The sequence below is a fragment of the Methylobacterium sp. J-068 genome (genome assembly GCF_022829445.1).
Taxonomy (GTDB): domain Bacteria; phylum Pseudomonadota; class Alphaproteobacteria; order Rhizobiales; family Beijerinckiaceae; genus Methylobacterium.
Genome location: NZ_JAKSXY010000063.1, coordinates 93,008 through 117,279, shown reverse-complemented (window position 1 = coordinate 117,279; position 24,272 = coordinate 93,008). Strand labels below are relative to the sequence as shown.

The following is a 24,272-nucleotide window of genomic DNA, read 5'->3' as shown; positions in this document are numbered from 1 at the left end:
GGAGCGCGAACGCATCGGGATCGTCTCGATGCGCGCGCACGCCGCGCGATGAGGGCCTTCGGTCCGGGAGTCCGGGACGGTCCTGGGATCAAGGGCTTCCACCGCGCTGGAGCCCTCATAAGGAGCGTTCCGGCGCAAGTCACGGGCGGTTTCGCTTTTGCGCACGGCTGAGCTAGGGACACCGTTCCCGCCACGCCTCTTCGCCACACCTGGGATACCGCATCGATGCCGGTCGAAATCCGCCTCCTCGCCTGGTCCTGCCTGCTCGGGCTCGTCCACATCGTCGCCGCGTCCGCCAGCGGCCTGCGGCAGCGCGGCGGCTTCGGTTGGGCCTCGGGCAACCGCGAGGGGAAGACGCCGGAGGTGACCGGCGCCGCTGCCCGGCTGGAGAAGGCGTCGAAGAACTTCTTCGAGACCTTCCCGATCTTCGCCGCCCTGGTTCTGGCCTGCGTGGCGACGGGCCGGCACAACACCGCCGTGGTGCTGGGGGCCTATCTCTACTTCTTCGCCCGCCTGGTCTACCTGCCGGTCTACGGCTTCGGCGTGCCCAAGATCCGCTCCATCGTCTGGGGCGTGGCGATCGTCGGCATCCTGTTCGTGCTGTGGGGCCTGTTCATCAAGCTGCTGCCCTATACGCCCTGAGACGTCCCGCCCATTCCGGAGGCCCTTGCCGCGACCTGCGGCAGGCTCATATCGTCGGGGCTGCAACCGCCCCGACCATGCGGGCGGATTTTCCGGGAGACATCCATGCGATCGGTCCTCACCGCGACGCTGCTGGCCGGCTGCGCCGCGCTGGCGCTCTCCGCCGCCGCCCTCGCCCAGGGGGCCGCGCCCGCCGAGACGAAGGCGAAGGCCGATGCCCTCGAGAAGCTCACGGGCATGCAGAGCACCGGCACCGCCGAGGCGCCGGAGATCCCCCAGACCGGGCGGCGCGCCGACGCGCTCAAGAAGACGCTCGCCAAGATCAAGCTGCCCGAGGGCTTCAGGATCGACCTCTACGCCGTGGTGCCGGATGCGCGCTCGATCGCGGTCGGCCCGAATGCCGGCGTCCTGTTCGTGGGCACGCGCAAGACCAAGGTCTACACCGTCACCGACCGCGACAAGGACCGGGTCGCCGACGAGGTCCGGGCCTTCGCGCCCGGCATCGACTTCAAGATCCCGAACGGCGTCTGCTTCTCCAGGGACGGCGTTCTGACCATCGTCGAGCAGAACCGGGTGCTGTCCTTCCCGGCCGCCGAGTTCTTCTACGAGAGCCCGGACGTCGCGGCCGGCATCCTGGTCAAGCAGGGCGCGCTGATCCCGGCGGCGGAGGAGAGCTACAACCACACCGCCCGGATGTGCCGGATCGGGCCGGACGGCAAGACCTACATCTCGCTCGGCCAGCCCTACAACGTGCCCCCGGCCGCCAAGCGCGAACTCTACGCCCAGACCGGCATCGGCGGCATCATCCGCATGGATGCGGACGGCAAGAACCGCGAGGTCTACGCCACCGGCATCCGCAATTCCGTGGGCATGGACTTCAACCCCGCCGACAAGGCCTTGTGGTTCACCGACAACCAGGTGGACGGCATGGGCGACGACACGCCCCCCGGCGAATTGAACCGGATCGCCAAGGCGGGCGAGAATTTCGGCTTTCCCTGGTTCGGCGGCGGCCATGTCCGCACGGTCGAGTACAAGGACGAGACGCCGCCGAAGGATGTGGTGTTTCCGCAGGCCGAACTGCCGCCGCATGCCGCCGACCTCGGCATGACCTTCTACAACGGGCGGATGTTCCCCGAATCCTACAAGGGCGGCATCTTCACCGCCGAGCACGGCTCCTGGAATCGCACCCAGCCGATCGGCGCCCGCATCATGTTCGCGCCCCTCGACAAGGACGGCAAGCTCGGCACCCCGAAGCCCTTCGCGGAGGGCTGGCTGACGGCGGACGGCGAGTATCTCGGCCGCCCCGTCGACGTCGCGGTGCTCCTCGACGGCTCGCTTCTCGTCTCCGACGACACGGCGGGCGCGATCTACCGGATCTCGTACGAGGGCAAGTGATGGCGAGCCTGGACATCGGCTCCGACCGAATCCCGTTTCCCGGCCTCAGCACCGGCCGGGCGGCCCTGCTCTGCGCCCTCGCGCTCGTCCTCGTCCCGGGCGTCGGGACGGCGGGCGACGCGAAGGCGGGGCGCAAGGCGGCCACCGCCTGCCAGACCTGCCACGGCCTCGACGGGCTCTCGAAACTCCCGGAGGCACCGAATCTCGCGGGTCAGGTCGAACCCTACCTCGTCAAGGCGCTGACCGAATACCGGGACGGGGTGCGCAGCAACGAGATCATGAACGTGGTGGCCAAGCCCCTCAGCGACGCCGAGATCGCCAATCTGGCGGCCTATTATTCCGCGATCCAGATCGACGTGCTGCCGCCGGGATAGGGCGCGCGCGGCTCGACGGATGTCGAGAGATTTTTGGCCTGAGACCGGATCCGGTCGATCACCTCGGGACGATCAGACGCGCCGGGCTCCCTCTCCTTCCCAGAGAGGGGACCCGCGGGTCACCCCATCACCGAACTGATCGGGCGGAAAACGGTCTAATACCAAATCCGTCTGATTGACTCGTCTGGGGATGCCGCTGGTCTGTGAGGTTGTTAGGGTCTGTGTCCTGTCTCTGGGAGGCGGACATGGCCTACATAGCTGATCACTTGAGTGTCGCAGAACTGGGCCGTCGGGCTCGAACCTGGCCGGATGCCTGCGCCACGCGGCACTATCAGGCGATCTGGCTTCTGGCGCAGGGCAAGCCGTTCTGGGAGGTCGCGGCCATGACCGGCTTCGTGCAGCGCTGGCTTGAGCAACTGGCGCAGCGCTACAACCAGTTCGGCCCTGATGCGCTGGGTGACCGGCGCCGGCGCAATGGCACGAGCCCGCGCCTGCTGACCCCCGAACTCCTGGACAAGCTGCGCGCCTGCCTTGCGGAGCCGCCGCCCGATGGCGGAACCTGGAGCACGCCCAAGATCGCCGCCTGGATGGCGGCCGAACTGGGGATGGTCTCGGTCTACCCGCAGCGCGCCTGGGAAGCTTTACGGGCGATCGGCTGGTCGATCCAGGCGCCACGCCCGAAGAACCCGGCTGCCGCCGGCCCTGAGGCACAGGCCGCCTTCAAAAAAAACTCGCCGCGACCCTCGCCGAGGAAGAAGCCCGCCATCCCGGCCGGCCGGTCGCCCTCTTCTGCACGGACGAGCACCGCATCGGGCTGAAGCCGGTCACGCGCCGGGTCTGGGCGCCGCGCGGACAGCGCCCCATCGCCCTCGGTCATCATCGTTACGAATGGCTCTACGTCACCGCCTTCGTGGCGCCGGCCACCGGCGAGAGCCATTGGTACGTCGGCAACGGCGTCTCCAAGCCGCTCTTCGAGGGCCTGCTGGCGCTGTTCGCCCGCGAGGCCGGCGCAGGCCCACAGCGCACGATCATCCTGCTGCTCGACGGAGCCGGCTGGCACACCGAACCCGGACTGCGCGTGCCGGACGGTCTTCGCCTCGTCTACCTGCCGCCCTACACCCCCGAACTCCAGCCCGCCGAGCACCTCTGGCGCCTCGTCGACGAACCCATCGTCAACCGACACTTCGAACGGCTACCCGAGGTCCAGAACCGTATCGAGCAACGCTGCCGACACCTCGAAGCCCAGCCAGACACCCTGCGCGCCAACACCCTCTTCCACTGGTGGCCCCAGCAAACCATGCCGAGCTAATCACACGGATTTGGTATAACACGACAAGGACGGAGCGGAACGAAAAAAGGGGCTCGGGAGAGGGTGCGCACCTCTCCCGAGCCCCTTTTTTATCGGCGGATGGTCGGCCGAGAGCCCGATCGGCTCTCAGGCCTCGCCCTCGTCGAGCTCGTCCTCGGTCGGCTTGGCGTTCTCCAGGATCTTCTCGGCGACGAGGCCGGAATTCTGCCGGATCGAGGCCTCGATCTTGTTGGCGATCTCCGGATTGTCGCGCAGGAAGCCCTTCGAGTTCTCGCGGCCCTGGCCGAGGCGCTGGCTCGAATAGGAGAACCAGGCGCCGGACTTCTCGACGATGCCGGCCTTGACCCCGAGGTCGATGAGCTCGCCGACCTTCGAGACGCCCTCGCCGAACATGATGTCGAACTCGACCTGCTTGAAGGGCGGCGCGACCTTGTTCTTCACGACCTTGACGCGGACCTGGTTGCCGATGGCCTCGTCGCGATCCTTCAGGGTCGAGATGCGGCGGATGTCGAGGCGGACCGAGGCGTAGAACTTCAGGGCGTTGCCGCCCGTGGTGGTCTCGGGGGAGCCGTACATCACGCCGATCTTCATGCGGATCTGGTTGATGAAGATGACCATGCACTTCGAGCGCGAGATCGAGCCCGTGAGCTTGCGCAGGGCCTGGCTCATCAGGCGGGCCTGGAGGCCGGGCTGCGAATCGCCCATCTCCCCCTCGATCTCGGCGCGCGGCGTCAGGGCCGCCACCGAATCCACTACCAGCACGTCGATGGCGCCGGAGCGGACCAGCGTGTCGGTGATCTCGAGGGCCTGCTCGCCGGTATCGGGCTGCGAGATCAGGAGATCGTCGAGCTGCACGCCGAGCTTGCGCGCATAGACCGGATCGAGGGCGTGCTCGGCGTCCACGAAGGCGCAGACGCCGCCCTTCTTCTGGGCCTCCGCGATGGTGTGCAGGGCGAGCGTGGTCTTGCCCGAGGATTCCGGTCCGTAGATCTCGATGACGCGGCCGCGCGGCAGGCCGCCGACGCCGAGCGCGATGTCGAGGCCGAGCGAGCCGGTGGAGATCACCTCCACCTCGGCGACCTTGTCGTTCTTGCCCAGGCGCATGATCGAGCCCTTGCCGAAGGCCCGCTCGATCTGTGACAGCGCGGCGTCGATCGCCTTCGCCTTGTCCTTGTCCACCATCGGGGATTCCACAACTTTCAGCGCGGGCTGTGCCATTCGTCGGCATCCTTATGCATGGGGGAGGAGCAAGGCTCAATGTGCCTCGGATGCCGATTATGTACCTGTTTTGTTCTTGTTCTGCAAGCGAGCGGCGCCTGATTTCGCTGCTCAGCGCCCGTTCTCGGAACGGGCGGCCCATGGAGAGGAGACCACCGCTCCTCTGATGCCTGGACCCGAGACGCAAGGATGACCGGGAGGGCGAGCGGCACTCCGAGGCGCCGGGTTTACTCGTGGCCGTGTTCGATCGAGACTCTGCGCCGCCTTCGACCGGAATCAGCGCATGATCACCTTCCAGGAACTCGCGACGTTCTCGTCCTTTCGCTCCTGGACGCTCTCGGGTGAGAATGCTGTGGTGAAAGCCGTCAGCGTCGAGGACGCCGTTCGCCCTGCATCCTTACGGACCGCGACGGGCTACGTCACGCAGGCGAAGTTCCTGAGGAATCTGAATTCTCTGCAGATCGAGAGCAGCCTCGGCCTCCGTCCCAACAGCATGAAGAAGGGCTGTTACGTCTTCTACTTCGCCGAGATGCCCAAGCTGAAGGACGTCGACCAACGGTTCACCGCCGATCTGCCCGATGGAAAAGTCTGGAGCGAGACGGTTCAGCAGGCTTACGAGGACGCCCGGGCCGCGGCCCGACAATCGGGCTCGGATCGCATCGAATTCTATCCCCCCGGATCGGCGAAGATCATGCAGTGGCAGCTCATGCGACCGTCGAAGCTCTCGGGGCTCTGGAAGCTCGTCACGCCATCGGTGCCGTTCGAGGTCTGAAAGTGTTCCCGAAACGGCGGATGGCGGTTCTGCGTCGATGCCGCCTGGTGAATCGCCGCGCCCCGCCTCCCGTCAGCGGGCGATGGTCTCCTTCACCGTCTCGACGAGCTGCTTCAGGCTGAAGGGCTTGGGCAGGAAGTTGAAGTCCTCGCCCTCGGGCAGGTTCTTGCGGAACGCGTCCTCGGCGTAGCCCGAGACGAAGATCACCTTCAGGTCGGGGGATTGCTTGCGCAGCTCGCGCAGCAGGGTCGGCCCGTCCATCTCGGGCATCACCACGTCGGAGACCACGAGGTCGATGGTCTCGGTGGTCTCGGCGATGATGCGCAGGGCGTCGAGGCCGGAGGCGGCCTCCAGCACCGTGTAGCCGCGCGCCGAGAGGGCGCGGCTGTTGACGGCGCGCACCGGGTCCTCGTCCTCCACCAGCAGGATCACGCCCTGGCCGGTATGGTCCGGGGCGGGCTTGCGCGGCGCGGGCTTCTCGCCCTCCGGCCGGGTCCGGTCCGGCGCGCCCTTGAGGCGGCTCGCCGCGATGGCGGCCGTGCTCTGGGGCGCCGGCGGCGCGATCTCGGGCTCCGGCGCCGGCTCGGCGGCGGGCTCGTGCCGGGGGAAGTAGATCCGGAAGGCTGTGCCCTCGCCCACCGTGGAGCGCACGTCGATGGTGCCGCCGCTCTGCTTGACGATGCCGAACACCGTCGAGAGGCCGAGGCCCGTGCCCTTGCCGATCTCCTTGGTGGTGAAGAACGGCTCGAAGATCTTCTCCATCACGTCGGGCGGGATGCCCTGGCCGGTGTCGAGCACCTCGATCAGCACGTGGTCGCCCGCCGCCGGCATGCCCAGGCGGTCGTCGCCCGGCACGGCGTCGTGCAGGACGTTGGAGGTGCGGATGAGGAGGCGGCCGCCTTCCGGCATCGCGTCGCGGGCATTCACCGCGAGGTTCACGATGACCTGCTCGAACTGGTTCACGTCGGCCTTGATCGGCCAGATGTCGCGCCCGTGCTTGAGGTCGAGGTCGACCCGCTCGCCGAGAAGCCGCTTCAGCAGCAGCGTCAGGTCGGAGAGCGCCTCGCCGACGTTCATCACCTCCGGGCGCAGGGTCTGGCGCCGCGAGAAGGCCAGCAGCTGGCGCACCAGGCTCGCGGCCCGGTTCGCGTTCTGCTTGATCTGCATGATGTCCTGGAAGGCCGGGTCGGTGGGCCTGTGGCTGGCGAGCAGCAGGTCCGAGTAGCCGATGATGGCCTGGAGGACGTTGTTGAAGTCGTGCGCGATGCCGCCGGCGAGCTGGCCCACCGTGTCCATCTTCTGCGCCTGCGCCACCTGCTGCTCCAGCTGGCGCTGGGCGGTGGTGTCGAGGGCGTAGAGGATGACCCGCTCGCGGTCGTTGTGCGCGCCCTCCGCGCCGTCGCGTCCGGCCACCGCCGGCTCGCCACCGGCGGGGCTGAGCCAGACGCGGGCCGAGCGGGTGCCGGGACCGGCCAGCGCGATCTCGATCGGCGCGACCTCCACGAGCCCGGAGGCGGCCCTGGCCAGGGCCGCCTCCAGGGCCGGGCGGTCGCGCTCGACGATCGCGTCCCACATGGTGGGCTCGCTCTGCAGGTCGTTGCGCCCGTCCGGCAGGGCCTGGCGCGGCAGGCCCCCGAACAGCCGGGCGAAGGAGGCGTTGGCGCGGGCGATGTGGCCGCTCTGGTCGAGGGTCGCGATCGCGATGGGGCTGTTGTTGAGGAAGCGCGCGAGGCGCACCTCGGCGACCCGCTGGGGCTCGTCGCTCTCGGCGCCGGCCGAGCGGTTGAGCACGAAGGTGCGCGAGGGGCCGGGCCGTCCGTCCTGCCCGAAGGCGACGCGGTGGTAGAGGCGGGTCGGCAGCGGGTGGCCGTTGCGGCGGCGGAGGTCCAGGTCGAAGCGGTCGGTGCGGACCTCGCCGGGCAGGCCCTCGGAGGCGGTGAGCACGTCGGCGCCCGGCGCGATGTCGGCGAGCTTCAGGCCGCCGGAGCCGACCGTGGCGAGGTCGTAGCCGAGCCAGGCGGCGAGCGTCGCGTTCATGTAGACGATCGACCCGGCGGGATCGATGGAGAGGAAGCCCGCCGGCGCGTGGTCGAGGTAGTCGATCGCGTGCTGGAGTTCCTGGAAGACGTTCTCCTGGCGCTCGCGCTCGTGGGTGATGTCGCACACCGTCCACAGGGTGGCGGGGCGGCGCGGCCGCTCGATGGGGCGCACGGCGATGCGGAACCACGCGAAGGCGCGCTCCGGCCCGCCGCCGGGCGGGGGCGCCATGCGAATCTCCTCGGCGTGGCCGAGGCCGTCGCGGGAGGCCTGGGCCAGGCGGTAGACCGCCTCCGACACTTCGGGCGAGCCCACGAAGACCCGCTCCACCGGGCGCAGGCTCGCGAAGGTCTCGCCGCCCGCGATGCGCAGGTAGGATTCGTTGGCGTAGATGAGGCGCCCGCCCTCCTCCACCACGATGGCGCCCTCGGGCGAGGCGTCCACGATGGCCTTGGTGATGTCGTCGCGCGCGGTCTGCCCGGCGAGCTGGATCGCCCCGATGGCCAGCGCGAACAGGCAGAACACCCCCGCCATGGCCAGGAGCGCCAGCAGGCCGAGGATGAGCGGCTGCGCCTGCTCGTTGGCGACGAAGGACAGGCCCACCGCCGCGCCGACGAGGAGCCCCGCCAGGACAAGGAGGAGCCCGACGCGCCCCGGCCGCTCGGACCGATCGATCGCGTTCGACGCGGGCTTGCCCTGTCCGCTGAACTCAACCATCCGCCGTCGACCCACTCCTGAAGCCCTTCCGGTTAGCGCTCCGCTCGTCGTCGCGGCAAGCGGAAACCGGTGCAAGTTGCCGATAAATCTCGCGAAAGAAGGTGCATAAAGCGTGGCGGGGCGATGCGCCAATCGTCACGCCGCGCGCCGCCTCAGGCGCATCACGTAGCCGATGACCTCGGCCACCGCCCGGTAATGCTCGGCCGGGATCTCCGCGTCGATCTCCACGGTGGCGTGCAGGGCGCGGGCGAGCGGCGGGTTCTCGAGTATCGGCACGTCGTGGTCCTTGGCCACCGCGCGGATCTTCAGGGCGAGGCTGTCGACGCCCTTGGCGACGCAGATCGGCGCGGCCATGCCGGCCTCGTAGCGCAGGGCCACGGCGTAGTGGGTCGGGTTGGTGACGATCACGGTGGCGGTGGGCACGGCCGCCATCATGCGCTTCTTCACGCGCTGGGCGCGCAACTGCTTCATGCGGCCCTTCACCTCGGGGCTGCCCTCGCTCTCCTTGTGCTCCTGCTTCATCTCCTCCTTGGACATGCGCAGGCGCTTGTGCCAGCGGAAGCGCTGGTAGACGGCGTCCCCCAGCGCGATGGCGATGAAGACGCAGAGCATGCCGGCCATCAGCTTGAGCGCGAGCCCCAGGATGGCCGCCAGCGTCGCGGCGGGGTCGAGGCGCGCGAACACCTCCATCCGGTCGCGCTCGCCCCACAGGATGGTGCCCCCGACCACGCCGACCATGCCGAGCTTGGCCAGACCCTTCAGGAACTGGAACAGGGCCTCCATGCCGAAGATGCGCTTGGCGCCCGCCATCGGCGAGACCCGCTCCCATTTCAGCCCGAGCGTCTCCGTGCTGAAGACCAGCGGGTGCTGGATCAGGCCCGCGGCGAGCCCGGCCACCACCACGAGGCCGATCGGCACCACCAGAGCCTGGGCGCAGATGAGCAGCATGCGCATGCCCATCTCCGTATAGGCCGTGGGGTCGGAGGGGACCTGGTGCGCGTTCGCCAGGAAGCCGCGCAGGGCGGCCACGAGGTCCCGGGCGATGCTGGGCGCGGCGAGAAGCAGCGCCATCGTGAACGCGGCCAGGATGAAGAAGGTGTTGATCTCGGGGCTGTTGGGGACGTTGCCCTGCTCGATCGCCTTCTCGATCCGCCGCGGAGTCGGGTCTTCGGTCTTGTCTTCCGGATCGGACTCGTCGGACACGGGGTCAGGCCTCCGTCACGGGGCTCAGCGCCCGGCGAGATCCGCGAGGTAGCGCCCGATATCGTCCAGGAAGACGCCCATCATGACGCCGAGGCTGCCCAGCAGCAGCAGCATGCCGATGAGGACCGAGGCCGGCACGGCCACGAAGAACACCTGCATCTGCGGCATCAGCCGCGCCAGCACGCCGAGGCCGACGTTGAACAGGATGCCGAAGGCGATGAAGGGCGCCGAGATCTGCACGCCGAGGGTGAAGCCCCGCGCGATCGCCTTCAGGGCGAGGCTCGCGGCCTCGCCCATGCCCGGCACCCCGTCCGGCGGCAGCAGCGCGTAGCTGCGCCCGATCGCGTCGAGCGCCACGTGGTGCAGGTCGGTCGCCAGGATGAGCGTGATGCCGAGCAGCGACAGGAAGTTGCCGACCGCCGCCTGCTGCCCGCCCTGCGTCGGGTCCACCGTCATGGCGTAGGACAGGCCGAGCTGCTGCGAGATGATCATGCCGGCGGTCTGGAGCGCCGCGACGACCATCCGCACCGTCAGGCCGAGCATCAGCCCCACCAGAAACTCGCCGATGAGGAGCGCGATCAGGCCCGGCCCCGCCAGCGCGCTCCCCTGCGCCGGCAGGAGCGGGCGCACCATCGGGAACAGGACGAGCGACAGCAGCAGCGCGAAGGCGAGGCGCAGGCGCGGCGAGACCATCTGCTCGCCCAGGCCCGGCATCAGCATCACCAGGGTGCCGACCCGCGCGAAGGTGAGGAGGAAGGCCGCCGCGATGCCCGGCAGGAGGAGGTTCATGGCCCCTCATAGCACGCCCCGTCATGGCACGACCCCCGGATTCCGGCCTCAGCCGCCGGAGACGATGCGGGCGGCGATGCGGGTCATGTAGCCGCCCAGCGCGTCGCCCATGAAGGGGAGCATCAGGAGCAGGGTCGCGAAGACCGCGACGATCTTGGGCACGTAGATCAGCGTCTGTTCCTGGATCTGCGTCAGCGCCTGGACCAGGGAGACCACGAGGCCGACGACGAGGGCCACGAGCATGATCGGCCCGGCGACCTTGAGGAAGACGAAGATGCCGTCGCGGGCGACGTCGATGATGGCGAGACCGGTCATGTGGGGGATGTCATCTCGCGGCTGGGCGATGGTCAATCGGGCGGGGCGAAGGCGGCTTCGGCGTTAGATCTGCATCCGCATGATCTCTTCGTAGGCCGAGATCACCCGGTCGCGCACCGCCACCAGGGTCTGCAGGGCGGTCTCGCTCTCGGCGACCGCCGTGACCACGTCGACGACGTTGGCTTTGCCGCCCGCCACCGCCATGGCCTGGCTGTCGGCCTTGCGCCCCGCCTCGCTCACCGAATCGAGGGTGGAGGTCAGGAGCGAGGTGAAGTTCGAGCCCTGCGCGCCGGCGGCCGGCGCGATCTTGGGCGCGCCCTTGGCGCCGATGTTCTGGATCGCCGCGTAGGCGCCGGCGGCGAAGGCGTTGGTGGTCATGCGGGCGGTCCTTCGGAGTGCGGCGGGCGGTGGCGTCAGGCCTTGAGGATCTCGAGGGTCTTGGCGACCATGCGGCGGGTCGCCGTGACCATGTTGAGGTTGGCCTCGTAGGAGCGCTGGGCCTCGCGCATGTCCATGTTCTCGATCAGCCCGTTGACGTTGGGCATCGCGACCTCGCCCCTGGCGTTGGCGCCCGGATTGCCGGGGTCGTACTTCGTGCGGAACGGTGTGGTGTCGCGCCGGACCCGGCCCGCCTCGATCAGCGCGGCGCCGGTCTCGCGGTCGACCTGTTGGCTGAAGGTCGGGATCTTGCGCCGGTAGGGTTCGGCCCCGGGGCTGGCGGGCGCCGAATCCGCGTTGGCGATGTTCTCGGCGATGATGCGCATCCGGCTCGACTGGGCCTTGAGGCCCGAGGCGGCGGTGGTGAGGGATTTCAGGAAGTCCACGGGGCGCGCTCCATCCGGTCGGCCGACATCGTCGCTCAGCGCTTGCCGATGGCGATCTTCAGGGTCTCGAGGCTCTTCTGGTAGAGCGACGCGGCCATCTGGTAATCCGCCTGGTTGTCGCCGGCCTTCATCATCTCTTCCTCGAGATTGACGCCGTTGCCGCTCGGCCGGATCTCGAAGCCCTTCACCCGGCGGGGATCCGCGCCGGGGCCCTCGGAGCCGCCGCCGGGGCCGATATGCGCGACGTTGGTGACGGCGAGACCGCCGCCGCCGGGCGTCGCGGCCCCGGCGGGCTGGGCGAGGCCGCCACCGGAGCGCCCGAGGTCGGGGCTCGCGAGGTCGCGCGGCTTGAAGCCCGGCAGGTCGGCGTTGGCGACGTTCTCGGCCAGGAGCTTCTGGCGGGTCTGGTGCCACTGCATGCGGGTGCGCAGCATGCCGAGAATGGGAAGGTCGGTGACGGACACGGCTGCGAACCCTCCCCTCGCCCGGAAGAATCTGCCCGGTGGGACCGGCAAAATCTGCCGCCCTCATGGTTAACGCCCGGTTAAGATCGGCCGCCGTCCGGGTGGATGGCCGCTCGTCTCATGCCGGATACGGTCTCAGGGCGCGCGCGGGGTCGGCGGGCGGGCCTGTGGGCATTCCGCCGGCGGCGGACCGGTGGGGTTGAGCGGCGCGCAGGCGACCGGCGCCCCGGCGCCGCGCGCATCCTCGCTCGGATGCCGCAAGGCGCCCCGGCTCCAGAGGAGGCCGAGGGTGAGGGCCGCCGCGACGAACAGCGCGGCGGCGAGGACGGGAATCCAGCGCGGGACGGTCATGGACCTCGGCCTTTCGGAGGCGCCGCCTGCCGGTCGCGCCAGATCGCGTAGGGATGCGCGCCCGCCTCGACGGCCCGGTGCTCGACCCGCATCGGCTGCTCGGACGGGGGCCGACAGAGTTCGGCGTAGATGCCGGCGCCGATCAGCCCGTACGCCTCCCCCTCCTCCGCGCTGAAGGCGAAGTACGCCCTGGTGATACCGGCGAGCCGCATGGCGGCGTGGCACATCGGGCAGGGCCGCCCGCTGGCATAGACGACGCAGCCCTCGAGCTTCGGGCTGCCGAGGGCGCGGCTGGCCGCGCGGATCGCCACCATCTCGGCATGGTCGGTCGGATCGTGCGTGACCGAGGTGGTGTTCACCGACCGGGCCAGCACCGTCCCGTCGCGCACGATCACGGCGCCGTAGGGCCGGCCGCCCGCGCGGGCATTGTCGCGGGCGAGCGCCACGGCGTCGCGCAGGTATTCGTCGCGCAGGTATTCGTCGGTCCGGTCATCGGGCGGCACGGGGCGGGTCTCCGTCGGCGGGTCCCTTACAAACGCGCAGGCCGTGCCGGCGGGTCCCGTTTCGAGACCGCGCGGATCGCCCGCATTGAGGCGGGGCTAACCGAGCGAGGTCAGGATCACGGACAGCCGCGTTGCGTATCGGCTCGCCGTGTGGACACGGCATGCCCCGCCGGCCCGTGATCGGATCGGGCGGCGGGGCACCCGCCACGACGCGGGACTTCCCGCTCCGCGCTGAGGCGCTCGCCGGGGCAGCCGACAGGGCAAAGGAGCTGTTAACGAAGTCTTAACGTTATTGCCCGTGCCCCCGCCTGCCATGATACTGCGAGGCCAAGTGTTGCGTTGGGCCACGAGCCCCTAAAAGCGAGAGACCCCGGTCTTGTCATCGTTCTTCAGCTCGGATGGTTCGTTCCCTCTCCAGTTCGCCATCATCTTCGTCGTCATCTTCCTGGTCCTGGCCGCCGGCGTGTTCCTGCTCCGGCGCTTCACCGGGCGGGGCACGCCCCTGTCGAACAAGACGCCCCCGCGCGGCCGCCAACCCCGCCTCGGCATCGTCGACATCTACGAGCTGGACCGCCAGCGGCAGCTGATCCTCCTGCGCCGGGACAATGTCGAGCACCTGCTCCTGGTCGGGGGGCCGAACGACGTGGTGGTTGAGCGCAACATCACGCGCGGCATCAATGCCCGCCTGCCGACGGAGGAGACCGCCTACGACGAGCCCCCGGAACAGGCCCCGGCCAATCCGTCTCCGCCCACCCCCATCTCCGGCCCGTCGCCGAGCCTCGGGGCGGGCCTCGCGCCGAACTACCCGCCATCCGCGCCCTACCTCGAACCGAGCTTCGCGATGCCCGTCGTCGTGCCGGCGCCCGAGGCCGCGGCCGCCGGCGCCCGTCCCCCGGAGCTTCCGCCCCAGCTGGATCTCGGGAGCGACCTGCGCGCGCCCCAGGCGAGCGCCGCCCCCCGGCCGAAGCAGAAGGAATCGCAGTTCGCGCGCGTGATCCGCCGCGCGCCGCCCGGCCTCGCCAACCTCGTGCCCGCCGCCCTCGCCGAACGGGTTCGCCTGCCGGAACGCGCGCCCGAGGCGCCGCCGATCCCCGCCGTCGAGCCGCCCCCCTTCGTCTTGCCTGCGGCGGTGCCCGTCCCGCCTCCGGCGTCCCCCGTCTCGCCCCCGGCGGCCCGCGCCATCGATGCGGCGATCCTGTCGGACATGGCGCGCCAGCTGGAGGAGGCTTTGCGCCGGCCCGCCGCGGCGGTGCGTCCGCCCGTTCCCGCGCAGCCCGAGCCGCAGGAGAGTGCGGAGGCGGCCGCGTCGCGGGTCGAACCCGAGGGCGTCCCATTCCACGAGCCCGAGCCGGTCCGCGCGGAAGACATTCAGGCCGTCGATCCGATCGCGGCCGCGATGGCGGCCACGGCCCAGGAGCCCGTCCCGACTCAAGAGCCTGTCTCGACCCAACAGCACGCCCCGGCCGATGCTCCGCTGGAGGTGCCTCCGGCGCACGACGCGCTGTTCGCCGAGGACGAGGCGCATGCGCCGCCGGCCGACACGGGCCCCGTCTTCGTGGAGCCGCCCGAGCCGGTCGTCCACGCGGTGATCGCGGATGCGCCGGTGCTCGAAGAGCCGGCGCCCGCCGTGACGCCCGAACCCGATCCGGAGCCTGTGCCGGCCCCTCCTCCGGCCCCCGCGCCGAAGCCGGCCGCGTCGCCCAACCCCTTCTCCGTCGAGGAGATCGAGGCCGAGTTCGCCCGCCTGCTCGGCCGGCCCCTCGACCGGAAGCACTAGAACCGCCCGAAGCTTTTCCGCGCCGGCCCGTGCGGCGATGCGGGCCAAGGCGCGGATGCCAAACGCCGCCCGGATGGTAAGAGGGGCCGAGCGGCCGCGCCGCCCCGCATCGCCCGGAACCGGTATGACCGACGCCCGACCCTCCTCGACCCGGCCCTCGAATCCATGGCGCCCGTCCCGGCCCCTCCTGCTGGCGATCCTCGCGGGCGGCGGCTGGGCCCTGACGGCAGCGACCGTGCGGGCCCAGAGCCTGTCGGTCGATCTCGGCACGGGCGGGGTCACCGAGCGGGCGCTGCAACTCGTCGCCCTGCTCACCGTGCTGGCGCTGGCGCCCTCGGTGCTGGTGATGGCGACCTCGTTCACCCGGATCATCGTGGTGCTGTCGATCCTGCGCTCGGCGATGGGCACCCAGAGCGCGCCGCCGAACGCGGTGATCACCAGCCTCGCGCTCTTCCTCACGGCCTTCGTAATGGCGCCGATCGGCCGGGAGGCCTATCGCACCGGGATCGAGCCGCTGATCGCCGGCCAGATCACCCAGAGCGTCGCGTTCGAGCGCGCCTCCGCGCCGTTCAAGACCTTCATGCTGCGGAACGTGCGCGAGAAGGACCTCAAGCTCTTCCTCGACATGGCCAAGGCGCCCCTGCCCGCCGGGCCGGAGGCGGTCGGCCTCGAGGTGCTGACCCCGGCCTTCATGATCTCGGAACTGCGGCGCGCCTTCGAGATCGGCTTCCTGCTCTTCATCCCGTTCCTGATCATCGACCTCGTGGTGGCCTCGATCCTGATGGCGGTGGGCATGATGATGGTGCCGCCCGCCACCGTGGCGCTGCCGTTCAAGCTGATCTTCTTCGTGCTGGTCGACGGCTGGACCCTGGTGGCCGGGTCCCTGATCCAGAGCTACGGCACCTGACGAACGAAGAAGGGCGCCCGCGAGGGGCGCCCTGGCCGTCCATCCCGCGCGAGCGACGGAGGGTCAGCGCTCCAGGTAGCTCTTCAGGGTCGAGATGCGGGTGCCGACGAGGCGGACGGCGCGCTTCAGGCGGTCCTCGGTGACGCCGAGGCGCGAGGCCATCATGCTGCGCTGCTGGCTGTCGTAGATGTCGAGATGGGTCTTGCCGGTCTTGGAATCGAGGGAGTCCGTGAGCATGACGGGGCCTTTGCTGTGCCGGGCTGGGCAATGCGCCGCGGAAGAGGGATGCGATTGGATTCAGAACGTGGCGGCCCCGCTTTTGTTGCGGCCCCGGCCCCGAATTTCGCGCATTCCGACAAGCTTTTACGCCGCAAGCCTCGCGTCGGGCGGGAACCGCCTCGCCACACCTGATATCGCCTCCGAACCGGGCGAACCGCCGCTCATACGCGGTCTCATCGCGGTCCGGGATCAGCCGGGCGGTGACGCGCCGCCCTGCGCGTCGGCGCGGGCATCGGTCTCGCGCTTGGCCGGGGCCGGGACGGCGCTGTCGGGGTAGCGCTTGCGGTATTCCGACAGGAAGGCCTGCAACGTCTCGGCGCTGGTCGCCTTCTGGGCGATCTCGCGGAAGCCGGACGCGCGCACGGCGTTGGGCTGGGTCAGGAGCGCGAAGGTGCGCGCATCCGTGCTCTCGGCCATCGGACCGGCGAACTTGGCCCGCAGGCGCTCCAGGCCGAGCGTCTCCCCGGCCAGGCCGTAGGCGATGGCCGTGCGCAGGATGTCGGTGCGGGCGGCATCGTCCAGGGGCGCCCGGCGGCGCCAGGCATCACCCACCAGGGCCTCGTGGGCCTCCCCGGCCTCGCGCCAGCGCCGCGCGGTCCAGAGGATGTCGGCCTTCAGACGGGCCGCGTCGGCGCCGGTCTCGCCCTCGATGGTCTCCAGGGCCAGGTCCGTGCGCGACAGGTCGGAGAGCGCCCGCGCCCGCAGGAGGGCCCGCGCGCGGCGCAGGTCCTCGGGCAGTTCCGGCACGTAGGTGGCGTCCAGGCTCTGGAGGGCGAGCAGGGGCTTGTCGTCCATCAGCCGGATCGCGGCGAGGCGGGCGGCGACGCTGGCCCGGCTCGCGCCCTTGAGGCGGTGGTCGATCTGATGCTGCAGGAGTTCGCCGGCGGAATCGAGGAGATCGAGTTCCACCAGGCGGTCCGCGAGGCGGCGCACGATCTCGTCCCCGCGCCGGCCGATGGGCGCGAACTCCTTGAAGTCGAAGTACAGCGCCAGGGCCTCGACGCCGGTGATCTTGTCGCTGCGCGCGCCGAGGTAGAGGTCGTCGAACAGGGCCTGCGCCTGGTCGTGGATGTCGCGCAGGAGCGGCGTGTCGACCCCCAGGGCATCGGCGCGCCGCGCCGTGAGCAGGGCCTGACGCCACCGCCCGGCTTCGACGTAGAGCTTGGCGAGGCTCGCGATGGTCCGATGCTCGATGTCGCCGCCGTGCCAGGACAGTTCGAGGGTCTCCAGGCGGTCGATCGCGTCCGCGACCGGGATTTTGGCCGTGGCGTATCCCAGCATGGTGCCGCGCAGTTTCGCGGCGGCGGCGACGGAGGGCGCCTCGCTTTCGCTCAGGCGCCCGTAGACGTCGAGGGCGGCGACGGTCTGGCCGGTGACCTCGTCGATGCGGGCACGCAGCAGGGCGAGTTCGTCCTGCGTTCGGCGATCGCCCATGCGGCTGGCGGCGATGATGTGCCGGTTGGCGGCGTCCCAGTCGCCGGTCTCGACCGCCGCCTCGGCGGCGGCGGTGCGCAGCAGGGCCTGGAGGTCGTCGGGATAGCGTTCGAGCACGCTCGCCGCGGCCTGGAAGCCGTCGGCGGCCGGCACCCAGCGGCCCGTCGCGGCATCCAGGTAGGCCTGCCACAGGCGGGCTTCCGGATCGTTCCTCAGGATTTCGGCGGACAGGCCCGCGCGGGCGTCGCCGAAGCGGCTCATCAGCGCGTTGCCGATCACGGTCAGCATCGGCACGTCGCGCTGGCCGGCCAGGACGGGGTCCTCCCGGGCGGCGGCCTTCAGCACGCCGAGCCCCTCGATCGCGAGTCGGTTCGCCAGGAGGCTGCGGGCGAGCACCATCCGGAGTGGACCCCGCGCGCCGCGCGGCGCTTCCGCCGCCGCCTGCAACTGGTCGCGCAGCAGGTCGCGGGTGTCGCCGCGCTGCGAGGCCTCCCAGGGCCCCCGGTCGATGGCCAGATCGCCGATCGCCGCGAGCGGCGCTTCCGAGGGCCGCGCCACGCCCGACACCGCCATGCCGGTGTCCCGGCCGATCGCGACGCCGTCGATGTCGGGCCGCACCAGGAGGTCGTCCGCCCGGGCCAGGACCGCGACGCCCTGGCGGCTCGGCAGCAATTCGAAATCGACGAAGGCCTGCCGCTTCGGGATGCCGGCCGGCTGCGGGCCGTAGCCCGTGACCACGGCGATGCGCTCGCCGTCGAGGTCGAGCCAGGTCGCGGAGCCCGGATTCGGCAGGCGCACGCCCACGCCGATCCGTCCGGCGGCGTCGGTGGTCCGGAGCGCCGACAGGGGCTGGCTCGCCGCCAGGTTCTCGCCCGCCACGAGTTCCCAGCCGGTCGGCGCCTCCGGCGGTCCGGCCGGGACGAGATCGAACAGGCGGTCCTGCGGGACGGGGAAGCGCAGCACGACGACGCGGCCGGTCCGTGCCGGCGGCCCCAGCGGCGTGAGCGGCGCGCCCGCGCCTGAGGCGGTGACGGGCTCGCCGGTCTCGAAGACCAGGGTGGCGATGCCCGACCGCTCGAACAGGGCGGCGGAGGGCATGCGCTGGAACGGGAAGACGAGGCCGGGGCCGGCGGGGCGCTGGACCACCGGCCGGGCGGGCATGGCCGCGCGCGGCGCCGGCTCGGCCCGTGACATTGCGGCCGCCTTGTCCGGCATCGCGCCCGCCTTGGGGTCGGGCGATCTGGCGTCGGACGGTTTGGCCTCGCCGGATTTCATATCGCCTTCGGCCATCATCGGCCCGCCGGCGGCCCCCGGCTTGGCGTCCGGGACCGGCAGGCGGGCGACGTCCAGGGTCACGCCGTCCTCGTCGCGAAAACGGCGCACCTCGTAGCCGGCGGCCGGCGTCACGAGGAGGCCCGCGCCCGTCGGATCGTCCTCCACCTCCAGGGATTCGATGGCGGGCTTCAGGCGTCCGCGCGTCGCGACGTCGTCGAGCCGCCAAGCCCCGGGGATGGACACGCGCGTGGACGGCCCCACGCTGTCGAAGGACGATTGCGCGGAGGCCGGCAGGCGCAGGCTCAGGCGCGTGAGGTTCGGAAGCTGCGCGAGTTCGAGGCGCAGCGGCCTCGGCTCCGCCGGGGGCTTGGCCGCCTTCAGGGCCGCCTCGGCCGCCTGGGTCCGCCGGAACAATTCGGCCACCACCTCGGGCGGCAGGGCCGGCGGAAGGCCGCTCCAGTCCTGCGGCAGGAGATCGATGAAGACCCGCTCGCCCGCTTCCTGAACGTTGATGCGGAACGGCCGCTGCAACCCGAGCCGGAGGCCCAGGCCGTCGGGGTCGCGCCGGACCACGGAGACGTAATCCGGCATCTCGGCGGCGATCCGCTCGGGTGCGGCCCCCGACCGCTCGGAGAAGCCGAGCACCAGCACGGCGCCCGAGACCCGCGCCTTGACGGCGACGGGGCTGTCGAAGCTGAGGACGATGCGGCCGTAGCGCTCGGCCTGCGACCCCTTGATCGCGGTCAGCTTGGCGGCCTGCGCGCCTCCGGCGCTCCAGAACCCGCCGGCCAGCACCGACGCCACGACCAGGCCGGCCCAGGGCCGACGCCGTTGTGTCGCGAAACCGGCATCCAGAGCCATCGCAGAATACGCCAACCCGGTGGGCGAACGGACCGACGGGGTCCGGTCGCCTGAACGCCACAACTTCGCGCAGTGTCGCCGGTCGAGGCTAACGGGCACTTAAGATCGGCCCTCGGGTGAGCCCGGCCCGCGAGGCCAGACTCACCCGAGATTCGGCGCAGGCCCGGTGGCGGCTACCGCTTCGCGATCAGGCCCGGCACCGTCTGGCCGTTCTCGCCGAAATTCGTGACCGCGCGGGCGCAATTGGCCGGGACGTCCTTGGCGTAGGTCTCCGCATAGGCGAGCGCGCGCAGGTGGAGGTCGCCCGCCTGAAGGTCGTCGAACGGGACGCCCAGCCGCGCCAGCACCGCGCGGAAGCGCGCGTCGTCGGGGCTCAGCTCCGGGCAGTGGGTCCGCACGAAGCCGATCAGGCCCGCGAGCTTGGCCGCGTTGTTCCGCTGCCGGTCCGCCGGGCTCACCGGGCCGGACGGCATGCCGTCCGGCGGGGCCGGCGGCGGTTCCTGCGCACGGGCCGGACCGAGCAGGAGCCCGAGCAGGGTCACGGCCGTCAGGGTGGATCTCATGATGGTCCGTGTCCTCGGGTGGATCGCAGGGTCTTTCCCGCGGGCGGCCCACCACGCGTGGTCGCGACCGCGCGGGTGCTCAGTTCGTCAGGGCGGCGGCGCGGGCCAGGGCGTCGCCGAACCCGGCCAGCGGCACGGTGATCACCGTGGGCTCCTTCGCATCGGGTTTCATCGCCGAGACGAGCAGGTTCTTGGCCGTCTTCATGGTGTCCGTCGCCAGCGTCGGCAGGCCGATCGGCACGAGGCAGCCCTCCTGGCTGCACGAGAGATAGGGCGCGCCCTTGCCGAGGACGGCCTCGTCGAGCTTGAACGCGATGCCGGGCTCGATCGCCAGGCCCAGGGGCATGAGGATGAAGCCCTGCGCGCGTCCCTCGGCCGGGGGCCGAAGCTCGATCGCGAACTCGCGCCGGCCCTTCGAGCCCTGCGCCTGCATGACCGCGCATTCGGGCTTGGTATCGGGAGTCTTGGCATCAGGGGTCTTGGTCTCCGCCGATCGGGCGCAGGTCACGGTCCAGTCGCCGTAGACCTCGGTCACCGAGCTCGCGCCGACCGGCCAGCCGGCCGTCGCGGCGGCGGGCGTCGCGACCGGCTTGGCCGGCGCGGGTTTGGCCGGCGCGGGCTTCGGGGGAGCGGGCTTGCGCGGTTTCGCCTTCGCGGCGCCTTCGGCCGGCGCGTCGGGCGCCTCGGCCTCCTGGGCGAGGGCCGGCCCCAGCGCCACCAGGGCGACGGCGAGTGCGGCGAGGGGTCGGATCAGACTGGTGGACAACACGGATATCGCTCCCCGGATCCGGAGGGCGGCTCGCGGCCCCGCGGAATGCCTGCCCCTAGTCGGGTGACGCCGAAGGCGCAATGGAGTCGCGCGCGACACGGGCCCGCAACGGGGCGATTCCCCGTCTCGGCCCCCGGGTTCCTCAGCGCCGGAGCTCGGTCCTGGCCACGGGGTCGATCGCCGGAAGCTCGTTCGGTCCGAGTCCGGCCGCGACAGCCTGGGCCGGAGCCGGTCCCTGGCCGCGCGCCCGGTTCGCCAGGGCCACCGTCAGCTTCTCGGCCGGCTCCGACTGCATCAGGGCCAGCACCTCGGCCATCTTGCGCGGGTTCATCGCGAGCACGATGGGCACCAGCACCTCCAGGCTGAGCCGGTCGAACACCCGCGCGGCATCCTTCGGCTTCATCGTCTCGTACATCGTCACGATGTTCTTCAGCGCCGCCCGCTCGGCCTCCGCGCGCTGCGAGCCGCCGCCCTCGGTCTTCTCCTCGCCCTGCTTCAGGGTGTCGACGCCCTCCTCCAGCTTGCGCTCGGCGGTGCCGAGAAGCTGCTCGCGCAGGTCGAGGGCCTCGCTGCGCTGCTTCAGGGAGTCCCGGCGGGCCGCGAGGCGCTCCAGCAGGGCCCGCTCGGAGGCCGGCATCGGCTCGGGCGGCGGCGGTGGCCGGGGGGCCGGCTTCTCCGGTTCGGGGGCCGGTTTCTCGGGTTCCTTCGGGGTGACGGAGCCCGTCGTCGTCGGGTCGGCGGGCTCGTAGTTCGTGCGGGCCTTGGCCAGCACCCGCGCGAAGTCCGGCAGGCCCGCGCCCGGCTGCGGCTTGGTGTCCTCCACCGCGATCGCCGAGAGCTTGAGCACCAGCAGCCCGGCGGCGGCCAGGGTCACGGCATCGATCAGCCGCAGCTTGAAGGGGCGCGGCTGGGGCAGCCGGACGCGGCGGGGGAGCGTCTTCACGCGGCCTTGCTCCGCAGGCGGCCCAGCGCCCGCTCGGACATCGCGAGCGCCGCCGCCGCCGCGACGCCGAGGCGCTCGCCGTTGGGGCTGGGCGCCGTTGCGGGCGCGGGCGCCGGGGCGATGCGGCGGGGCGATGCGATGGCCTCCGGGTCGCGCTGCGCCGCCGGGCGGACGGTCTCGCGCCCGGGCGCGGCCTGGGACACGATGGAGGCGATGCGGGCGATCACCGCCTCGCCCGCCTCCACGTGGGCCGCGAGGTCGGTGGCGTAGCGCTCGGCCGTCCCGAGCCGGTCGGCCAGGGTCCGGTCGCACTCGTCGAGGGTGGCGCGCAGGCCCACGATGGCCCGCTCGGCGGTGGAACTCGCCATGACGAGGTCGCCGATGGTCTGGCGCAGGGCCGCCTCGTCGGCCTTGAGCCGGGTGATGCGGCGGCTCAGGCGCACCGACGAGACGATGCTGGCGACGAGCAGGACGGCGACGAGGACATCGGCCGCGAGGGTGACGAGGAGGCTCATGGTGTCGTCACCCGTCCGAGCGGTTGTTCATGGAGGCCTCGAAGGCCTGGAGGGTGGTGCGGGACTGGCGCAGGGGCCGGGTGAGCTGCACCGCGATGTTGTCGTCGATCCGCCCGATGCGCCCCTGGGTCAGGGCCCAGTCGCCGCAGCGCACCGCGATGAGGTCCGAGGGCTTGGTGTCGAACATCAGGGTGTCGCCCACCTTCAGCGACAGCACCTTCTTCAGCGGCAGCATCATCTCGTGGAGGACCGCCTCCATCGTCGATTCCGCCTGCCAGATCTCGGTGGCGAGATGGCTTTCCCAGGTGTGGTCGCGACCGAGCTTCTCGCCCATGAAGCTCTGCATCAGCAATTCGCGGATGGGCTCGATGGTCGCGTAGGGGAACAGGATCTGAAGCAGGCCGCCGCGGCCGTCCATGTCGAGCTTGAGGCTGATCAGGATCGCGGCGTTGGCGGGCCGGGTGATGGTGGCGAAGCGCGGGTTGGTCTCGATCCGGTCGATGGCGAAGCGCACCGGCGAGAGCGGCTGGAACGAGAGTTCGAGGTCGCTGAGGATGATCTCCACGAGGCGCCGGACGAGCTGCATCTCGATGGTGGTGAAGGGGCGCCCGTCGAGGCGCGTCGAGGAGCCGCCGCGCTTGCCGCCGAGGAGCAGGTCCATGGTCGAGTAGGCGAGATTGGACTCGACGGTGACGAGGCCCGAATTCTCCCAGGCATCGGCGCGGAACACGCCCAGCAGGGTCGGCAGCGGGATCGCGTTGAGGTAGTCGCCGAAGCGCACCGAGGTGATGTTGTCGAGGGTGACCTCGACGTTGTCCTGGAAGAAGTTGCGCAGGCTCGTCGACAGCAACCGGATCATCCGGTCGAAGACGATTTCCAGCATCGGCAGGCGTTCGTACTGGACGACGCCCGAATCGACGATGGCGCGCACGCCCCCCGCGCCCGAGGCGGAGAGCTCGCGCAGCGAGAAGCCCAGGACGCCGTCGATCTCGTCCTGGTTCAGGATGCGGTCGTTGCCGGCCAGTTCGGGGAGGTTGTCGGTCTCCCCGTCCTCGATCATCGTCGCCCATTCGGCGGCGACGTCGCTGGCATGCGTCGTGGTGCCCTGCTCGGCGAGCGCCGCGCCCCACTCGTCGGCGAGCGAGGATTCCCCGCCCTCGCCGTTCTGGGCGATGAGGGCTGCCGCCCAGTCGTCCTCGTCGATCGCGTCGTCCGCTTCGGCCATCAGACTCTCGTCACTCGCAAACGCTTCATCGGCCCGGTGATCGGGTGGCTACTGGACGACCACGTCCTTGAACAGCACCGCTTCGGCCCGTGCGGGGTGGATCGCGATGTTGACCCGGCGCAGCAGTTCCTCGCGCAGGCGGTAGATGCCGGCCGACCCCGCGAGGTCGCTGGCGCGCAATTCGCGCAGGTAGACCTGGAAGGTGTCCTCGATGCGCGGCATCAGGGGCTTCACCTCGCCCTCGACCTTGGCGTCCTTCAGCTCGATCGCGACCTTGATCTTGGCGAAGCGGACCCTGTCCTGTCCGGGCTCGCTGGCGAGGTTGATCATCATCTCGCGCACGTCGAGGAACACGACCGGCTTCTTGACCTCGGCCATCGCCTCGCCGTGCCCGTCGCCGCCACTCTTCTTCTTCAGGAAGAAGAAACCGCCGCCGCCCGCCAGGGCGAGGACCACGGCGCCGATGACGATGATCTTCTTCTTGCCCGATTTCGGGGCCTCGCCCTCGGCGCCCTCCTCGCCCTCGGCGGCGGCCTTCTTCGGCTTCTTGGCCATCGCTGGACCTCGGGCTGGCGTCGCGGAGCGGGGCGCCCCACCCTCGCGCGGGACGGCCCTCGCCCCGGTATCGGACCAACAGGGTTAACGCGTCGTTAAGGCGGCAAAAACTGCCGGGTCGGACTTGCCGCGCGGCGTCTGCGGACGGTGCGCGGGTGTCGCCAGGAATATCTCAAGTCACTGGGAAACATCGATAAAACGGATCTCGCAGAAATGGCACGGCCCGTGCGGACATGTCCTCGTCGTCGCGTGTCGA

The 24,272-nt window shown here is 70.8% G+C and carries 25 protein-coding genes and 1 pseudogene; 8 read left to right on the top strand and 18 right to left on the bottom strand.

Annotated features, from left to right (window positions below):
- Positions 1-225: 225 nt before the first annotated feature.
- From MKK54_RS09030 to MKK54_RS09010, 5 genes and pseudogenes are all read left to right on the top strand, one after another.
- Entirely contained in the window at positions 226-642 is a 417-nt protein-coding gene (locus MKK54_RS09030; RefSeq protein ID WP_244010457.1) for an MAPEG family protein, read from the top strand.
- A gap of 105 nt (positions 643-747) precedes the next feature.
- The gene (locus tag MKK54_RS09025) at positions 748-2,037 is read left to right on the top strand and encodes a PQQ-dependent sugar dehydrogenase (protein ID WP_244010456.1); all 1,290 of its coding nucleotides are present in this window, start codon (positions 748-750) and stop codon (positions 2,035-2,037) included.
- Positions 2,037-2,411, top strand: coding sequence for a c-type cytochrome (locus MKK54_RS09020; RefSeq protein ID WP_244010455.1), 375 nt, complete (start codon positions 2,037-2,039; stop codon positions 2,409-2,411). The genes MKK54_RS09025 and MKK54_RS09020 overlap by 1 nt, the downstream gene beginning before the upstream one ends.
- A gap of 245 nt (positions 2,412-2,656) precedes the next feature.
- Positions 2,657-3,229 carry a helix-turn-helix domain-containing protein gene (locus tag MKK54_RS09015; RefSeq protein ID WP_313898381.1) on the top strand — a complete coding sequence of 191 codons (573 nt, stop codon included), beginning with the start codon at positions 2,657-2,659 and terminating at the stop codon, positions 3,227-3,229.
- A pseudogene (locus MKK54_RS09010) lies at positions 3,193-3,720 on the top strand (IS630 family transposase); the annotation flags it as partial. The gene MKK54_RS09015 and the pseudogene MKK54_RS09010, both read left to right, overlap by 37 nt.
- A 126-nt stretch (positions 3,721-3,846) precedes the next feature.
- Here MKK54_RS09010 and recA read toward each other — a convergent pair.
- Positions 3,847-4,938 (bottom strand): recombinase RecA, encoded by a 1,092-nt coding sequence (gene recA, locus MKK54_RS09005; protein WP_244010454.1) that lies wholly within the window; start codon positions 4,936-4,938, stop codon positions 3,847-3,849.
- Positions 4,939-5,221: 283 nt separating this feature from the next.
- Between recA and MKK54_RS09000 the strand changes: the two genes are divergently transcribed.
- Positions 5,222-5,710, top strand: coding sequence for a hypothetical protein (locus tag MKK54_RS09000; protein WP_244010453.1), 489 nt, complete (start codon positions 5,222-5,224; stop codon positions 5,708-5,710).
- Between the two features lie 72 nt (positions 5,711-5,782).
- Here the strand turns inward: MKK54_RS09000 and cckA are convergent, their stop codons facing one another.
- From cckA to MKK54_RS08955, 9 genes are all read right to left on the bottom strand, one after another.
- Positions 5,783-8,464, bottom strand: a complete 2,682-nt coding sequence (cckA, locus tag MKK54_RS08995) for a cell cycle histidine kinase CckA (protein ID WP_244010452.1) — start codon at positions 8,462-8,464, stop codon at positions 5,783-5,785.
- 135 nt (positions 8,465-8,599) lie between these two features.
- Positions 8,600-9,667, bottom strand: coding sequence for a flagellar biosynthesis protein FlhB (flhB, locus tag MKK54_RS08990; protein ID WP_244010451.1), 1,068 nt, complete (start codon positions 9,665-9,667; stop codon positions 8,600-8,602).
- Positions 9,668-9,691: 24 nt separating this feature from the next.
- Positions 9,692-10,456: a flagellar biosynthetic protein FliR gene (fliR, locus tag MKK54_RS08985; RefSeq protein WP_244010450.1), complete on the bottom strand. Its 765-nt coding sequence runs from the start codon at positions 10,454-10,456 to the stop codon at positions 9,692-9,694.
- Between the two features lie 48 nt (positions 10,457-10,504).
- A complete protein-coding gene (gene fliQ, locus MKK54_RS08980; RefSeq protein ID WP_244010449.1) occupies positions 10,505-10,771 on the bottom strand; it encodes a flagellar biosynthesis protein FliQ in 267 nt (88 codons plus the stop codon).
- A 63-nt stretch (positions 10,772-10,834) separates the two neighbouring features.
- Positions 10,835-11,149, bottom strand: coding sequence for a flagellar hook-basal body complex protein FliE (gene fliE / locus MKK54_RS08975; RefSeq protein WP_244010448.1), 315 nt, complete (start codon positions 11,147-11,149; stop codon positions 10,835-10,837).
- 35 nt (positions 11,150-11,184) lie between these two features.
- A complete protein-coding gene (flgC, locus tag MKK54_RS08970; RefSeq protein WP_244010447.1) occupies positions 11,185-11,595 on the bottom strand; it encodes a flagellar basal body rod protein FlgC in 411 nt (136 codons plus the stop codon).
- Between the two features lie 35 nt (positions 11,596-11,630).
- Positions 11,631-12,059 carry a flagellar basal body rod protein FlgB gene (flgB, locus tag MKK54_RS08965; protein WP_244010446.1) on the bottom strand — a complete coding sequence of 143 codons (429 nt, stop codon included), beginning with the start codon at positions 12,057-12,059 and terminating at the stop codon, positions 11,631-11,633.
- A 135-nt stretch (positions 12,060-12,194) separates the two neighbouring features.
- A complete protein-coding gene (locus MKK54_RS08960) occupies positions 12,195-12,410 on the bottom strand; it encodes a molecular chaperone-like protein (RefSeq protein WP_244010445.1) in 216 nt (71 codons plus the stop codon).
- The gene (locus MKK54_RS08955; RefSeq protein WP_244010444.1) at positions 12,407-12,913 is read right to left on the bottom strand and encodes a nucleoside deaminase; all 507 of its coding nucleotides are present in this window, start codon (positions 12,911-12,913) and stop codon (positions 12,407-12,409) included. Before MKK54_RS08955 ends, MKK54_RS08960 begins: the two co-directional genes overlap by 4 nt.
- A 376-nt stretch (positions 12,914-13,289) precedes the next feature.
- Here MKK54_RS08955 and MKK54_RS08950 point away from each other — a divergent pair, with 376 nt between their 5' ends.
- Positions 13,290-14,690: a hypothetical protein gene (locus tag MKK54_RS08950; protein ID WP_244010443.1), complete on the top strand. Its 1,401-nt coding sequence runs from the start codon at positions 13,290-13,292 to the stop codon at positions 14,688-14,690.
- A gap of 124 nt (positions 14,691-14,814) precedes the next feature.
- Positions 14,815-15,597: a flagellar type III secretion system pore protein FliP gene (fliP, locus tag MKK54_RS08945; protein ID WP_244010442.1), complete on the top strand. Its 783-nt coding sequence runs from the start codon at positions 14,815-14,817 to the stop codon at positions 15,595-15,597.
- A 63-nt stretch (positions 15,598-15,660) separates the two neighbouring features.
- Here fliP and MKK54_RS08940 read toward each other — a convergent pair whose 3' ends face one another.
- The 8 genes from MKK54_RS08940 to fliL all read right to left on the bottom strand — a co-directional run bounded on the left by MKK54_RS08940 (position 15,661) and on the right by fliL (position 24,016).
- Positions 15,661-15,834: a DUF3606 domain-containing protein gene (locus tag MKK54_RS08940; RefSeq protein WP_244010441.1), complete on the bottom strand. Its 174-nt coding sequence runs from the start codon at positions 15,832-15,834 to the stop codon at positions 15,661-15,663.
- 231 nt (positions 15,835-16,065) lie between these two features.
- Positions 16,066-19,446, bottom strand: coding sequence for a hypothetical protein (locus MKK54_RS08935; RefSeq protein WP_244010440.1), 3,381 nt, complete (start codon positions 19,444-19,446; stop codon positions 16,066-16,068).
- Between the two features lie 173 nt (positions 19,447-19,619).
- Entirely contained in the window at positions 19,620-20,009 is a 390-nt protein-coding gene (locus MKK54_RS08930; RefSeq protein ID WP_244010439.1) for a hypothetical protein, read from the bottom strand.
- Between the two features lie 79 nt (positions 20,010-20,088).
- The gene (locus MKK54_RS08925) at positions 20,089-20,784 is read right to left on the bottom strand and encodes an invasion associated locus B family protein (protein ID WP_409564153.1); all 696 of its coding nucleotides are present in this window, start codon (positions 20,782-20,784) and stop codon (positions 20,089-20,091) included.
- Positions 20,785-20,920: 136 nt separating this feature from the next.
- Complete coding sequence (locus tag MKK54_RS08920) at positions 20,921-21,721, bottom strand: MotE family protein (protein ID WP_244010437.1); 801 nt, start codon at positions 21,719-21,721, stop codon at positions 20,921-20,923.
- Positions 21,718-22,236, bottom strand: a complete 519-nt coding sequence (locus MKK54_RS08915) for a DUF6468 domain-containing protein (RefSeq protein WP_244010436.1) — start codon at positions 22,234-22,236, stop codon at positions 21,718-21,720. The genes MKK54_RS08920 and MKK54_RS08915 overlap by 4 nt, the downstream gene beginning before the upstream one ends.
- Before the next feature lie 7 nt (positions 22,237-22,243).
- The gene (gene fliM, locus MKK54_RS08910) at positions 22,244-23,461 is read right to left on the bottom strand and encodes a flagellar motor switch protein FliM (protein ID WP_244010435.1); all 1,218 of its coding nucleotides are present in this window, start codon (positions 23,459-23,461) and stop codon (positions 22,244-22,246) included.
- A gap of 48 nt (positions 23,462-23,509) precedes the next feature.
- Entirely contained in the window at positions 23,510-24,016 is a 507-nt protein-coding gene (gene fliL / locus MKK54_RS08905) for a flagellar basal body-associated protein FliL (protein WP_244010434.1), read from the bottom strand.
- Between the last annotated feature and the right edge of the window lie 256 nt (positions 24,017-24,272).